The 13,881-nt window shown below is 73.0% G+C and carries 13 protein-coding genes and 2 pseudogenes; 10 read left to right on the forward strand and 5 right to left on the reverse strand.

The features are described from left to right. Positions 1-71: 71 nt before the first annotated feature. The 4 genes from ABT078_RS08030 to ABT078_RS08045 all read left to right on the forward strand — a co-directional run bounded on the left by ABT078_RS08030 (position 72) and on the right by ABT078_RS08045 (position 4,834). Entirely contained in the window at positions 72-986 is a 915-nt protein-coding gene (locus ABT078_RS08030) for a helix-turn-helix domain-containing protein (RefSeq protein WP_351225018.1), read from the forward strand. 76 nt (positions 987-1,062) lie between these two features. Then, positions 1,063-1,245, forward strand: a complete 183-nt coding sequence (locus ABT078_RS08035) for a hypothetical protein (protein ID WP_351225020.1) — start codon at positions 1,063-1,065, stop codon at positions 1,243-1,245. Positions 1,246-1,714: 469 nt separating this feature from the next. Continuing rightward, complete coding sequence (locus ABT078_RS08040) at positions 1,715-2,323, forward strand: Rv1733c family protein (RefSeq protein WP_351225022.1); 609 nt, start codon at positions 1,715-1,717, stop codon at positions 2,321-2,323. A gap of 87 nt (positions 2,324-2,410) precedes the next feature. Continuing rightward, positions 2,411-4,834, forward strand: coding sequence for a right-handed parallel beta-helix repeat-containing protein (locus tag ABT078_RS08045; protein ID WP_351225024.1), 2,424 nt, complete (start codon positions 2,411-2,413; stop codon positions 4,832-4,834). Here the strand turns inward: ABT078_RS08045 and ABT078_RS08050 are convergent. Continuing rightward, positions 4,804-7,317 carry a hypothetical protein gene (locus ABT078_RS08050; RefSeq protein WP_351225026.1) on the reverse strand — a complete coding sequence of 838 codons (2,514 nt, stop codon included), beginning with the start codon at positions 7,315-7,317 and terminating at the stop codon, positions 4,804-4,806. The genes ABT078_RS08045 and ABT078_RS08050 overlap by 31 nt on opposite strands. A gap of 180 nt (positions 7,318-7,497) precedes the next feature. Here ABT078_RS08050 and ABT078_RS08055 point away from each other — a divergent pair, with 180 nt between their 5' ends. The 3 genes from ABT078_RS08055 to ABT078_RS08065 all read left to right on the forward strand — a co-directional run bounded on the left by ABT078_RS08055 (position 7,498) and on the right by ABT078_RS08065 (position 9,346). Beyond that, positions 7,498-8,334 carry a DeoR/GlpR family DNA-binding transcription regulator gene (locus ABT078_RS08055; RefSeq protein ID WP_351225028.1) on the forward strand — a complete coding sequence of 279 codons (837 nt, stop codon included), beginning with the start codon at positions 7,498-7,500 and terminating at the stop codon, positions 8,332-8,334. Further along, on the forward strand, positions 8,331-8,783 hold the full coding sequence (locus ABT078_RS08060; protein ID WP_351225030.1) for an SRPBCC family protein: 453 nt from the start codon (positions 8,331-8,333) through the stop codon (positions 8,781-8,783). Before ABT078_RS08055 ends, ABT078_RS08060 begins: the two co-directional genes overlap by 4 nt. Positions 8,784-8,866: 83 nt before the next feature. Continuing rightward, entirely contained in the window at positions 8,867-9,346 is a 480-nt protein-coding gene (locus ABT078_RS08065) for an SRPBCC family protein (protein ID WP_351225032.1), read from the forward strand. Positions 9,347-9,432: 86 nt separating this feature from the next. Here the strand turns inward: ABT078_RS08065 and ABT078_RS08070 are convergent, their stop codons facing one another. Continuing rightward, the gene (locus ABT078_RS08070) at positions 9,433-10,548 is read right to left on the reverse strand and encodes a PLP-dependent cysteine synthase family protein (protein ID WP_351225034.1); all 1,116 of its coding nucleotides are present in this window, start codon (positions 10,546-10,548) and stop codon (positions 9,433-9,435) included. Between the two features lie 199 nt (positions 10,549-10,747). On the opposite strand from ABT078_RS08070, the gene ABT078_RS08075 reads away from it, so the two are divergent. Next, entirely contained in the window at positions 10,748-11,080 is a 333-nt protein-coding gene (locus ABT078_RS08075) for a hypothetical protein (protein WP_351225036.1), read from the forward strand. Positions 11,081-11,383: 303 nt separating this feature from the next. After that, positions 11,384-11,980: an ATP-binding protein gene (locus ABT078_RS08080; RefSeq protein WP_351225038.1), complete on the forward strand. Its 597-nt coding sequence runs from the start codon at positions 11,384-11,386 to the stop codon at positions 11,978-11,980. Between the two features lie 229 nt (positions 11,981-12,209). Here ABT078_RS08080 and ABT078_RS08085 read toward each other — a convergent pair. Next, positions 12,210-12,428, reverse strand: a pseudogene (locus ABT078_RS08085) (ATP-binding cassette domain-containing protein); the annotation flags it as partial. Further along, positions 12,425-12,550, reverse strand: a pseudogene (locus ABT078_RS08090) (SHOCT domain-containing protein); the annotation flags it as partial. The pseudogenes ABT078_RS08085 and ABT078_RS08090, both read right to left, overlap by 4 nt. Before the next feature lie 48 nt (positions 12,551-12,598). On the opposite strand from ABT078_RS08090, the gene ABT078_RS08095 reads away from it, so the two are divergent. Beyond that, complete coding sequence (locus ABT078_RS08095; RefSeq protein WP_351225040.1) at positions 12,599-12,925, forward strand: DUF4865 family protein; 327 nt, start codon at positions 12,599-12,601, stop codon at positions 12,923-12,925. 21 nt (positions 12,926-12,946) lie between these two features. On the opposite strand, the gene ABT078_RS08100 is transcribed toward ABT078_RS08095, so the two are convergent. Further along, a complete protein-coding gene (locus tag ABT078_RS08100; RefSeq protein WP_351225042.1) occupies positions 12,947-13,735 on the reverse strand; it encodes an SAM-dependent methyltransferase in 789 nt (262 codons plus the stop codon). Positions 13,736-13,881 lie beyond the last annotated feature (146 nt).

Genomic DNA, 13,881 nt, shown 5'->3' on the forward strand with positions numbered 1-13,881 from the left:
ACGGTAGGTGTCCCCGTGCCAGTGTTCGGTGAAAATGGGACACAGGAGTCGCTCGGAGGCAAGGGAAACGCATGACGGAGCAGGGCAGTGCACATCCGAGCGCACGTCTGGAAGCCGCGGAGCTCATCCGTACCCATCCCTTCAACGCGAGTGCGACCGTCTCCGGGGTCGGTATGCAGGTCGGCCCCATGGGCGCGGACGACTCCTGGGCCGGCGGCATGGGCCTCTCGCGGCGCGTGCACCGGATCGACTTCCACGTCCTGCTGTTCTTCCGCGAGGGCCCGGTCCACCACATGATCGACTTCACCGATTTCGAGGTCGGGGCCGGCGACATCCTGTGGATCCGGCCCGGCCAGGTGCACGGCCCTTCGGCAACCGATCGGTACGTCGGCACGGCGCTCACGATGCAGCCCGGTTTCCTGCCGCGCGCGATCGTGGAGGCGACGGGCCTCTACCGCTACGACCGCCCGCCGCTCCTCCACCCCGACAAGGGCCAACTTGCCGCCCTGGACGCCTCGCTGGAGCAGCTTCAGCGCGAGTACCTGGACACGGCGACGCTGCCGTTGAGCCTGCACACCTCGGTGTTGCGGCACTCCCTGACGGCCTTCATGCTGCGGGTGGCCCACGTCTCGGCGCAGGCGGAGGGCGACGAGTGCAGAGCGCAGCAGGACACGACGTTCTCCCGGTTCCGCAGCGCGGTCGAGCAGGGCTTCACGACCAATCACAGCGTCAGCGCGTATGCCACCGAGCTCGGCTACTCGCGCCGCACGCTCGTCCGCGCCGTACGCGCCGCCACCGGCCAGACCCCGAAGGGCTTCATCGACCGGCGCGTGATCCTGGAGGCGAAGCGGCTCCTCGCGCACACCGACGTGCCGGTGGGGCGGATCGGAGTGGCCGTCGGCTTCGCGGACTCGGCAAACTTCTCGAAGTTCTTCCTGCAGCACACCGGAGTGACACCGGCGGGGTTCCGGGCCGAGCAGGTCTGAGCGCTTCCCGTGCGGCCGGATTCCGCGGGCCCGTCGGCGGCGGCCGGCCACGCCGTGACGGCCGAAGACACGGTGGATGGCCGCGCGGCGGGTCGAGGAGGTCTTCACCGCAGCGGGTCGAGGAGGTCTTCACCGCCTGGACCAACTGACCCTCACCGTTCCCGGCGCGGGCCCGGCCGCGCTCATCGACCCGGGCCTGGCGGGTTCGCTGACCCCAGGTGCCGTGGTGCGGTCGGCGGGAACGCGAGCCGGCTCGTGACGTCCGTGACCGGCCGGTCGTCGTTCGCCCTGCCGGAAGGGGAGCGGGACGAGTCCGGGCGCGTCGATGACGGAGGGGATCGCGCGGGAGCTCTCCCGCAGCTCCTCGGTCTCCCCGAGATCCACGACCGGCAGCACGCACCGCCACCGACCGCACGATCAGAACAACCTGACGAAGCGCTACCAGGCCGGCCCTCCGCGGGATCACACGGGTCGGGGCCGGACCACGCGGAGCCGGGCGCCGGACCAGGCCGGACCACACCGGGCCAGGCCCGTTCCGCCTGTGTCAGGCCGGCTCCGGGCGCGCCGGGCCCGGGACCGGGCCGTCCTCGAGCGGCCGGCCGGGGAACACGACGCGGCGTCCGGCACGTTGGGACGGTGGCCGGGTGAGTTCGGTCTCTCTTCGTGCCACCCGCGCGTGCACCGTGCCGTACGGGGTCTATGACGAACGGAGAAGGGGGTGCAGGACCATGCGTACGCTCACCGGACTCTGGCGCTGGCGGCACAATCCCCTGCGCCGCACGACTGATCTCGTCGAGGCCTGGGCGGCGCTGGCCGCCGCGCTGCTGCTGACCGTCGCGGTGCCGGCCTTCGGATTCCTCTGCGGCGGCCTCGCCGACGCCGCGCTCCGTGAGTCCGCGCGCGCCCAGCGGGCGGAGCGGCATCCCACGACGGCACGGGTGCTGCGTCAGGCACCGAAGGCGCAGCAGGCCGTGGCCGATCCGGAGGCGGGAATGGAGAGCCGATCGAGCCGGATGGTGGTGGCCGAGTGGACGGCTGCGGACGGCACCCGGCACACCGGCACGGTGGCCGCGGGCGTCAGGAAGGCGAATCCCGGTGCCACGTTCCGGATATGGACCGACGCCCGGGGGAATTCCGTCACCCGCCCCATGAACACGGACACCGCGCGGGCACACGCCGTGCTCGCGGGCCTCGGCGCGGCGGCCGTCGCGGCCGGTGCGGTGGAGGGTGGCAGGCGGCTGTTCGTACGGCGGCTGATACAGCGGCGGTACGTGCAACTCGACCGCGCATGGGCGAAAACCGGTCCCGACTGGGGCCGTACGGGGACAGGCAGCTGACCGGTCGGTTCCCGCCCGTCGCGCGCGCTACGGTGGTGCGACGCGTGGCACGGACGTCGAACCACGAGGTGGGGGCAGATCAGCACCATGGCAGGCACGGTCCAGGTGACGCACACCGGCACATCGCGGTGGCGCCGCCGCACGGGCGAGTACGCTTCCCTCGCCGCAGCCCTCGAGGCCGCCGGTGACGGTGACGTCCTCACCGTCTCTCCCGGTACGTACCGGGAGAATCTGGTGGTGCAGCGCGCCGTGACCCTGCGCGGGACCGACGGTTCGGCCGGCTCGGTGCGGATCGCCCCGCCCGAGGGGGTTCCCCTGACCGTGCGCGCCTCCGCCACCGTGAAGGACCTTCATGTCGAGGGGCAGGACACGGCGGCGCCCGCGCTGCTCGTCGAGGACGGCGCACCGGAGCTGACAGATCTGCGGATCGTCACGCGGTCCGCCGCCGGCATCGAGGTGCGCGGCGCGGCCCGCCCCACCGTTCGGCGGTGCACCGTCGACAACCCGGCCGGGGTCGGCATCGGCGTACTGGACGGCGCCGGCGGCGTGTTCGAGGAGTGCGAGGTCCTCGCGGCGGGACAGTCCGGCGTCTCGGTGCGCGGCGGCGCGCACCCCCGGTTCGAACGCTGCCGCGTGCACCATGCGTCGGGAGCCGGACTGAGCGTCACCGGCGAGGCCAGTGCGCTGGAGGCACTGGGCTGCGAGGTGTACGAGATCAAGGGCGCCGGCGTGCAGATCGCCTCGCGGGCCACGGCCCATCTCACCGACTCCAGTGTGCACCGGACCTCGTCGGACGGCATCACCCTCGACACCGACGCCGTGCTCACGCTCTCGGACTGCGACATCCACGACGTTCCGGAGAACGCGGTGGACCTGCGCTCCCGTTCGGTGCTCACCCTCACCCGCTCGACGGTGCGGCGGTTCGGACGCAGCGGTCTGTCGGTGTGGGACCCGGGCACGCGGGTGGACGCCAACCAGTGCGAGATCCACGACAGTACGGGCGACTATCCGGCGGTCTGGGTCAGCGACGGCGCGGCCGTGGTCCTCGACTCCTGCCGCGTCCACGATGTTCCGGACGCGCTCTTCGTCCTCGACCGCGGCTCGCGGGCCGACGTCGTCGACAGCGATCTCTCGCAGGTGCGCAACACGGCGGTGTCGGTCAGCGACGGTGCCACGGCACAGCTCGACGACTGCCGCATCCGGGAGGCCTCCACGGGCGCCTGGTTCCGCGACCACGGCAGCGGCGGCACGCTCAGCAACTGCACCATCGACCAGGCCCAGACGGGCGTCATCGTCACCAAGGGCGCGGATCCGTCGATCGAGCGCTGCACGGTGACCTCCCCTGCCGAGGCCGGCTTCTACGTCTCCGCGGAGGGCCGCGGCACGTTCCACGGCTGCCAGGTGACGGGAAGCGGCGGCTACGGCTTCCATGTCATGGACGGCTGCCGTACGACGCTGACACGCTGCCGTACCGAGCGGTGCGCGCGCGGGGGTTACGAGTTCCCCGATGAGGGTCTGACCGTGGAGGACTGCACGAGCGACGAGAGCGGCGTACGGTCGTCCCCGCGGCGGACCCCGGCCGTGCTGACGACCACGCAGCCCGTCCGCTCCTCCCCCGGGCTGCTGGGCACGATCCCCGGACAGCGCGCCGCCGAGCCCGAGCCGGGGCCGGTGCCCGAGGCGCAGCCGCCGGCCCCGGTCCGTACGTCGGCCGCGGTCCTGGGTGAACTCGACGCACTGGTCGGTCTGGAGAGCGTCAAGCGGGAGGTCCGCACGCTCACGAACATGATCGAGGTCGGCCGGAGGCGCCAGGAGGCGGGGCTGAAGGCCGCCTCCGTCCGCCGCCATCTGGTGTTCACCGGCTCCCCCGGCACCGGCAAGACGACGGTGGCCCGGCTGTACGGCGAGATCCTGGCCTCGCTCGGAGTGCTGGAGCGCGGACATCTCGTCGAGGTGTCCCGGGTGGACCTGGTCGGCGAGCACATCGGCTCGACCGCGATCCGTACGCAGGAGGCGTTCGACCGGGCGCGCGGCGGGGTGCTCTTCGTCGACGAGGCGTACGCGCTCTCCCCCGAGGACTCCGGGCGGGACTTCGGCCGCGAGGCCATCGACACGCTGGTGAAGCTGATGGAGGACCACCGCGACGCGGTCGTGGTCATCGTCGCCGGGTACACGGCGGAGATGGAGCGGTTCCTCTCGGTCAACCCCGGTGTGGCGTCCCGGTTCTCACGCACCATCACCTTCAGCGACTACGTCCCGGACGAGCTGCTGCGGATCGTGGAGCAGCAGGCCGAGGAGCACGAGTACCGCCTGGCCGACGGCACGACCGAGGCGCTGCACAAGTACTTCACGGCGCTCCCGAAGGGGCCCGCGTTCGGTAACGGCCGCACCGCGCGTCAGACGTTCGAGTCGATGGTGGAGCGGCACGCGGGCCGGGTCGCCGAGCTCACCGAGGCGAGCACCGACGACCTGACCCTGCTCTACCCGGAGGATCTGCCCGAACTGCCCTGAGGCCGCAGGGCCCCGCCCTCGGCACCGACACCCGCACCCGCACCCGCACCCGCACGCTGGCGCGGCAGCGGCGGTGGCAGCCGGTTCAGGAGCTCCTCGCGCTCCTGGGCGAAGGCCGGGTCGGCCTGGTAGTCGGAGTGCCCGAGGATGGGCTCCGGCAGCGGATGCCTGTCCGTACGCCCGTACACGACGGGGTCCTTGAGGGCCTCCCGGTCGACCTCGGGCTTGTCCGCCTCGGCCGGAACCCGGACCGGGCCGCCGATCGGGTCGGTGTGCCGCCAGAGGTTGCGCCAGCAGTGGAGCTCCTGGTGGAGCGCCCGCAGCGGGGCCGCCCCGAAGTAGGCGGGGAACCAGCGGCCGTAGAGCCGCTCCAGCGGGGAGCCGTACGTGAGGAGGGCGACCCGGCGCCGGGTGTGCGGCGGGAGCTGCCAGACAGCGGCGGCAGCCAGCACACTGCCCTGCGAATGGCCGGAGATGACGAGCCGTCCGCCGGTGCCGGCGGTCCAGGAGGCCATCCGCCAGGTGAGGTCGGGCACGGCGCGCTCGGCGTAGCAGGGCGGGGCGAAGGGATGAGCGGCGCGCGGCCAGAACGTGCCGACGTCCCAGAGGATGCCGATGGTGCGGCGGGCGGAGGCGTCGCGGTACGCCCTCCGGCCCCAGGTCACGAAGAGGATGAAGCCCAGCCCGATGAGCCAGGACCCGAGTGCCTGGGCGGTTTCGGCGGCGGCCTCCACGACCGGGTGGGCCCGGTGGAACGCCTCGCTCGGAACGTCGCCGCTCATCCAGGCACCGGCCACCGCACCGGCCCCCAGCAGCAGGGTCGCCACGCAGACGATGCCGATGAGGGCGGGCGCGGCATCGGTGAGCTCCGCCCGGGCCCTGGTGCCGGCGATCCGCCGGGTACGGACCTCGTCGGGCCGCTCGGCCGGATAGTCCTCCTCCACCCGGCCGGCGAGGGCACGGGCGCTGCGCCAGGTCCGTACGCCGAGAGCCGCCAGCGGGGCGAGCAGCAGGAACAACAGCACGGGAATGACGGATGCCTGCCAGCTCAGCAGTACCGGCGGTCCGACGATGGGTCCCCCGCTCACGCCCGGGGTGCCGGGACCGTCCAGCCAGTCGGCGACGCGCTGGGCGACTCCGCCGGTCATGACACCGCCGAGTGCGCAGGCGAGCAGCGCGACGGCGGGGCCCGCCATGCCGTACATGGCGGTGCGCGAGTGCCGGACCCTGCGGTACAGGACGTGCGCGGTGACGGCGAGGGCGACGATCAGGCCGCCCTGGGCGAGGACGATGACGCGGAAGGCGGTGTCGCCGGGGAGGGTGCCGTGGGAGGCCCAGCCCGGCCGCGACCAGGAGGCGTACAGCATCGACAGGGCGAGCAGCCCGAGGGAGAGGCCGGGCAGCCAGGTGACGACGGCGTGGTCGATGCGGTTGTCGAGGACCTTCTCGCTACGGCCCCGGCGGAACACGACGGCGACGACGACGGCTCCGGCGGCCACGAGCACCGACTCCAGGGCCCAGCCCGCGACTTCGAGCGCGGGGACGTCCGCGCGACGGTCGTGCCGGGCGGCCGCCCCGGCGACGGCGGCGGCGATGACCAGGAACCCGGCGCCGGTGTGCGCGGCCCGCAGCCGGGCGACGATGCGCCGTCCGTACCAGAATCCGGGGCGGCCGAGGGCGGGGCGGACCGCCGCCGGTGCGTCCGATTCCGCCCCTCTCTCCGCGTCCCTCCCCGGCCCCGTCCCCGAGGCCTGCCCGGCGTCCTCGTCCCGGGCCTGCTCAGCCTCGCTCGCGGGGTCCTTCTCGGGGTCGGGACCTGCGGATCCGGCGGTGCCGCCCGTGACCGTCACGGCGCTGGGCGGGCGCTGCGACTCGTACGCGCTCCACGTGCGGTTGGAGAGGTACCAGAGCAGCCCCACCAACCCGGCCGGCACCAGCGCCGCGAGCGAGAGGCGGCGGCCCGGCTGCGCCCACCATCCGCCCTCAGCGGCAGAGAGGAAACCCAGCCAGGAGCGGTCCGCCGCGCAGTCGGCCGAGCCCGCGCACTGCCAGGCCGTCAGGTCGAGCGCCACCTCACAGGCGGCAGCCGTGAGCATGACGGTCAGACTCAGCGCCACGAGCCGCACGAGCATCCCGTAGAAGCGGACGGCCCTCGCGGGTCCCTTGGTCGTGGGGCGCATCCAGTGGGCCAGATTGACCACCATGAACGGCAGGAGCAGCAGCCAGAGCGCACGGGCGCCGTTCCCCGAGGTGAGGTTCGACCAGCAGTACGCCTCGGGCACCGGCCCGTTCTCGTACCGCTCGGGGTGGTGGTCGGCGTCGGCGTCCTCCGGACGCCGGTAGACGGCGGCGGTCGCGTCGCCGGTGATCCGGACCGTACGCGGATCGTCGAGCATGTCCTGCGGGGTGGCCCCGCCGACGCCGTGGACCAGAAGCTCCAGCGCGGCACCGCCGCTGTCCGGGGCCGGGGTGGCAGGGGACACTTCGGTGGCTCGCTCTCTGATGGGATGATCGGCGCGACCAGAATCCCCGATCATGGCCTGCGCCGCACGGCTCTCACGGAATCTCCCCGCACCCGGCGCGAACCGGGCGTGGGAGGATGAGCCGCCCTGGTGAAGAGCGGTGATTCGGCACAGGCGAAACGGAAGGGACCGGCTCCGGCGGTGAGCGACAACCAGAACCTCCTCGCGGAACAGCGGCGCGCCCTGATCCTCGACGAGGTACGGCGGCGGGGCGGTGTGCGGGTGAACGAACTCACCCGCAAGCTGAACGTCTCCGACATGACCGTGCGCCGGGATCTCGACGCGCTCGCCCGACAGGGCGTCATCGAGAAGGTCCACGGCGGCGCGGTGCCCGTGGTCGAGGCGAGCACGCACGAGCCGGGCTTCGAGGCCAAGTCCTCGCTGGAGCTCAGCGCGAAGGAGGACATCGCGCGGGCGGCGGCGGCGATGGCGGTGCCGGGCAGCGCGATCGCCCTGTCCGGCGGCACGACGACGTACGCCCTGGCGCAGCACCTGGTGGACGTCCCCGATCTGACGGTCGTGACGAACTCGGTGCGGGTCGCCGATGTGTTCCACGCCGCGCAGCGGGCGGGCGCGGCGAGCGGCCGGCGGGCGGCGGCGACCGTGGTGCTCACCGGTGGCGTGCGGACGCCGTCCGACTCGCTCGTCGGCCCGGTCGCGGACCAGGCGATCCGCTCACTCCACTTCGACGTGCTCTTCCTCGGGGTGCACGGCATCTCGGTCGAGGCGGGGCTGTCGACGCCGAACCTGGCGGAGGCGGAGACGAACCGGCGGTTCGTCCGCTCCGCGCGACGGGTGGTGGTCGTGGCCGACCACACCAAGTGGGGGACGGTGGGGCTGAGTTCGTTCGCCCGGCTGGACGAGGTCGACACGCTGGTGACGGACGCGGGCCTGCCGGCGGAGGCACGGGAGGAGATCGCGGAGCATCTGCCGCATCTGGTGGTGGCGGGTGAGTCGTCCGAGGCGGCGTCGGAGTGAGCGTCTTCCGGGTCGTACGGATGACGCCGTTGTCGCCGGGTGAGGCATGGCGGCGGCTCACCGACTGGCCCGCCCACGCGGGGAAGGTGCCGCTGACGGGGATTTCCGTGCTGACGGCGGGGCCCACGGGCGAGGGCAGCCGGTTCTCCGCCCGTACGGGTGTGGGGCCGGTGGGCTTCGACGATCCGATGGAGGTCGTGCGCTGGGAGCCACCGGAAGCCGGGCGGCCGGGGCACTGCCGACTGCAGAAGCGCGGCCGGACCGTGCTCGGGTGGGCGGAGATCGAGGTGCGGGCAGCGCCCGACGGGACCCGGGTGACCTGGACCGAGGAGCTGGGGGTGCGGGGACTGCCGCGCGTGGCCGGCCCGTTGCTCGCGCGCGCGGCCCGGCACGTCTTCGGCCGGGCGGTGGACCGTCTGCTCGCCGCGCCTACGGATTCCGCACGCTAGTGCCCATCTGACGGTCCGCCAGCTATCGTGTCCGGACCCGAGCCGCGCAGGCGCCCCGCTCGCCGACCCCGGAGGTACCGTCCATGCCACGCCGACTCGACCCCGTGGAACTCGAATTCGTCGAGACCGCACCGGTGCGGCTCGTCTTCGCCGCCGAGGTGCGCGCCGAGCCGGCGGCCGTCTATCGCGCGCTCGCGGAGGACGTGGAGGGCTGGGCGTCCTGGTTCAGAGCGGTGACCTCCGCCCGGTCCACCCGCGGGGGCGCCGGCCGGGAGGTCCGGCTGATGGGCGGCACCCGCTTCGACGAGACGATAGTGGCCGCGGAGCCCGGCGTCCGGTACGCCTACCGGGTCGACGAGACCAACGTCCCCGGCGTGCGGGCCATGCTGGAGGAGTGGCGGATCACACCCAACGGGTCGGGGACGCGGGTGCAGTGGACCATGGCGGCGGCCGGGCCCGCGCCGTTCAGGGTCGGACTGCGGCTCGGACGGGCGGGCATGGGGCATGCCTTCCGTGACGCCGTCCGCAGCCTCGACCGCCGGCTCACGGCACCGGCTGCATAGGCAGGCCGCCCGGGCCGCAAAGGCCCTGGGCCCCAGCACCAGTCCGCGTCTTCCTCCCCGTCCCCGTCCCCGTCCCCGTCCCCGGGTCAGTCCGGCCAGACCCCGCTGCCGAGGAACTGGTCGATCGCCTCGGCGTACGGGGCGATGTCAAGACCCTGTCCGGCCAGCCACTCGTCGGAGTAGTACTTGTCGAGGTAGCGGTCGCCGGGGTCGCAGATCAGCGTGACCACACTGCCGTGCTCGCCCTCCGCCACCATCTCCGCGACGATCTTCAGGGCGCTCCACAGCCCCGTGCCGGTGGAGCCGCCCGCCTTGCGCCCGATGGCCTGTTCCAGGGCCCGCACGGCGGCGACGGTCGCCGCGTCCGGCACCTTCATCATCCGGTCGATGGCGCCGGGTACGAAGCTCGGCTCCATGCGCGGGCGTCCGATGCCCTCGATGCGTGAGCCGCGGTCGCTCGTCGCCAGCGGGTCGTGACGGGTCCAGCCGTCGAAGAAACAGGAGTTCTCCGGGTCGGGAACACAGATCCTGGTGTCGCACTGCATGTAGTGGACGTAGCGGGCGATGGTCGCCGACGTGCCGCCCGTGCCGGCGGTGGCGACGATCCACGCGGGCTCGGGGTAGCGCTCCAACTTCAGCTGCTCGTAGATCGATTCGGCGATGTTGTTGTTGCCGCGCCAGTCGGTGGCCCGCTCGGCGTAGGTGAACTGGTCCATGTAGTGGCCACCGGTCTCCGCGGCGAGCGCGGCGGACTCCTCGTACATCTTCCGCGAGTCGTCCACGAAGTGGCACTGTCCGCCGTGGAATTGGATGAGACGGCACTTCTCGGGGCTGGTGGTACGCGGCATCACGGCGATGAACGGCACACCGATCAGCTTCGCGAAGTACGCCTCGGACACGGCCGTCGAGCCGCTGGACGCCTCGATGACGGGCTTTCCCGGCCTGATCCAGCCGTTGCAGAGCCCGTACAGGAACAGCGAGCGGGCGAGCCGGTGCTTGAGGCTGCCGGTGGGGTGGGTGGACTCGTCCTTGAGGTACAGGTCGATTCCCCACTGCTCGGGCAGCGGGAAGCGCAGCAGGTGGGTGTCGGCAGAGCGGTTCGCGTCGGCCTGCACCTTGCGCACGGCCTCCTTGAGCCACGCCCGGTACTCCGGATCGCTGCGGTCCACGTCGATGGTGGCCGTTGCCTCGTACGCGCTCATGCGCCCCGCTCCTCATCTTGTCGGCTCCGCTGCCGCTACTACTCCCCACTGCCCACCATAAGCCCCTCACCTGCGCAAACGCTGACTTTGGGGTTCCATAGCAACTCCTTGTGGGACCGTGCCGGAATGCGCCCTGGTGTCGTGGAGGTTCCATGGGCAGACTGAGGTGGAGAAGCTGCTGCGAAGGGGGCGGACGGCCATGCAGGAGCCGGAGTTCAACGCCACGGGCGTGCGGATCGAGCGGTGGCCCCGCTCGCTCACGAAGGCCGGTCAGGTCCTGATCGAGGACGGCCGTCTCGCGCTGCTGACCAGCTACGGCCGGGTGATCGACTGCGCCCCGGTGGAGGCGGTGCGGGCGGGGAAGCCCTGGTTCGCGGGCGGCGAGAGCACGGTCGCGACGGTCAACGGGACGCGCTACCGGCTGACCATGGACCGGCCCGGCCGGGGGGACGACGGCCGCAGGCTCGACGGTACGGCGCTCACGGGACGGTTCCTGGACGCGCTCCGCAGGGCGGGCGGCGACCGGGCCTGACCGGCGGTGTCCGGAGCCGGCCCTTTCGGGCACTGAGCACCTGCGCGGCGTCCGCCGAGGCAGCGGTGCAGCACAGCCGAGCACCGGCGTGGCACACATGTGCCACGCGCCGTTTCGTCTGCCGTTCTCCGCCTCGTGTGCGCGGAGTTGCGAAGTCGTCACCCGGGGTTCACGCTTGTCTACATCACTCAGGGTTGACCGGCGGTGACACTGTGACCCAGGCCGCCGGCGCACACAGCAGGCAGCCAACTGCTGGATCCGTTCCTTCGTCTTCTTCCGGACCTCATTCGGGGAGTCGCAGCCGTGATCAGCGAGGCAAGCAGGCATTGCAGGGTGGAGCTCCAGGCCCTCCCGCCGCGGATCGGTCAGGTCCGCAGGATCGTCTCGGCGCAACTGCGCTACTGGCAGCTCGATCCCTTGATAGACCATGCGGCGCTCGGCGTCACAGAGCTGCTGACCAACGTCCACCGGCATGCCGAGCCGGACAAACTCTGCACCGTCGAGATGGAGCTGCTGCTCGACCGTCTCACGATCTCGGTGCACGACCACGACCCCAGGCTTCCGGTCGCCGTCACCGCCGGACCGCTCGAGACCACGGGCCGCGGACTCTCGCTGATCGCGGCCCTCAGCGAGAGCTGGGGCGTGCTGCCCAAGGGCAACGAGGGCAAGGTCGTCTGGTTCACGCTCCCGACGACGCCGGCCATGGGTACGGCGAAGGTCACCACCGCGTACGGGTCGAGAGCCGGCGCCGCTGTGGCGGCGCGCGCTGCCGTGGCCCTCGACGTTCCGTTCGCGACCGACGCGCCCGTGGCGGCCGGCGCTCCCTTCGCGGTCGTGGACGCCGGGCCCTCGTCCGACCCGCGCACACCCGCGGCGGCCCGGTCGGCCGTTCCCGGCTGACCGGGCCTGCCGGGCCCAGCGGACGAGCCGACGACCGGTCGAGCGAACAGGCCGACCGGAACCGGAGCGAGCGGAACGAGCGGCTCACCCGGTGGCGATGGCCCGCAGTACGTCGAGACGAACCGCCCGGCGTGCGGGCCGCAGGCCCGCGAGAGCTCCGGCGGCAAGACCGACCAGCGCCACCAGCGCGAGCCGGGCCGGCGCAAGCGCGAACGCGAAGGCCGGAACCGGAGCCGGAGGCGAGCGTGTCGAGTCCGGCCGCGCAGTGCATCGGCGTGGACTTGCCGGAGCCCGACTGTCCCATGATCGCGCCGAAGCGGCCGGCCGGGAAGTCGACGCTCACCCCGTCGAGGGCCCGGACCGCGGTACCGCCCGCGCCGTGGACCTCGACGGCGTCCACGCCGCGGGCGGTGGTGCGGGCCGAAGCGGTGGCGGTGGCGGTCGTCATGCCGCACCGCCCTTGGAGTGCGGGCCGAACTGCTCGTCGAGGACGGACAGCCGGCGCCAGTACTCGTCCTCGTCGATCTCACCGGCGGCGAACCGGCGGCCGAGCAAGGCGATCGGCGACTCTGGGAGCCCGGTTTCCGGGGCATCGTGAACGACTTCGGGCGGCCGCAGGTGCAGCACTGGACGGGGCTGGCGTACGAGGAAGGCCCGGCGGCCGGGTCCGGGCCGCTGAGCGCGACGCGCCGGCTCGTGCGGCTGCGGGGCGACGAGAGCCCCTCCGAAGCCGTGGAGCGGGCACTCGTGGAGCACCGGGAACTGGCGGGCAGGGGCGGTGCGGTGGCGGCCGCCACCGCGATCGACCCGCGGCGCTGGGAGCTCGTCCACTTCGTGCTCTGGGCGGACGGTGCCGCCGCCCGGGACGCGGACGGCGACCGGTTCCAGGTGCTTCATGTGTCCGCCCCGCATCGGGGCGAACTCGCCCGGGGCAGGCAGTGGTGATGCGCCGTCGGCCGACAGGAATCAGCGTGAGACAGGGATCAGCGTGAGGTAGACGAGGCCCAGGATCCCGCGGTAGCCGCGCAGCCAGCTCGCCCGGTGGCGGTCCACGCGGGCCCGGATCCCGGCGGCCAGGGGGTGGCCCGCGTGGGCGGCGAGCCACTCCTCCTCGTCGGCGAGATAGCCGGACTCGAAGTGCTCCCACTCCTCCTCGGTCGCCGTCTCGATCCATTCGACGCGGAACCCTGCGTCGGTGGCGGCCTCCGCGATCGCCGCGAGCGGCAGATGGTCGTCCGCGCGGGCGTCCGGCCACATGGCGGCCAGCTCCTCCGGCGTGGGGGTGCGCTGCCAGAATCCCTCGCCGAACAGCACGCGTCCGCCGGGCGTGACCAGGGTGCGCAGGGCCCGCAGCGCGGCGGTGGTGGCGGACAGTGTCGTCGCCTGCTCCGCACCCGGTGCCGCGTCGAGCAGCGCCTGCCCGGAGCCCACGCACAGCACGACGTCGGCCGGTCCGCGGGTCGTACCGGTGGCGGACTCCTCGACGAAGTCGACCCGCCCGTCGAGGCCCCGCTCCCCGGCGTGACGCCGTCCGCGCGCGAGATCGCCGGCATGGAGGTCGAGTCCCACCCCCTTCGCCCCCGGCGCCGCCTCCAGCACCCGCAGCATCAACTCGCCCCATCCGCACCCGATGTCGAGCACCGAGGCGGGGCTGTGCCGCGTCAGGCGCGCGACCAGGTGAGCGGCCCGGGCTTCGGAGAGGGGCCCGTGGAAGGCGAGGCGCGTGAGCCTGGGCGGGAGATCGGTGGCAGACATGGTGCGGACGGTACGGCACACGGGCCGCGCGCACACCTGAAATTCCACGCGGTACGGCAGGCGGGCGCGGTGCGGCAGTCGGCTTCCGGCTCGGGGTGGGCCGCGCCGGATCGCGCAGCGGCGCGGGCTGCGGGATCCGGTCGGGG

This window comes from Streptomyces sp. NPDC002133, assembly GCF_040296405.1.
In the GTDB taxonomy this organism is placed as follows: Bacteria; Actinomycetota; Actinomycetes; order Streptomycetales; family Streptomycetaceae; genus Streptomyces.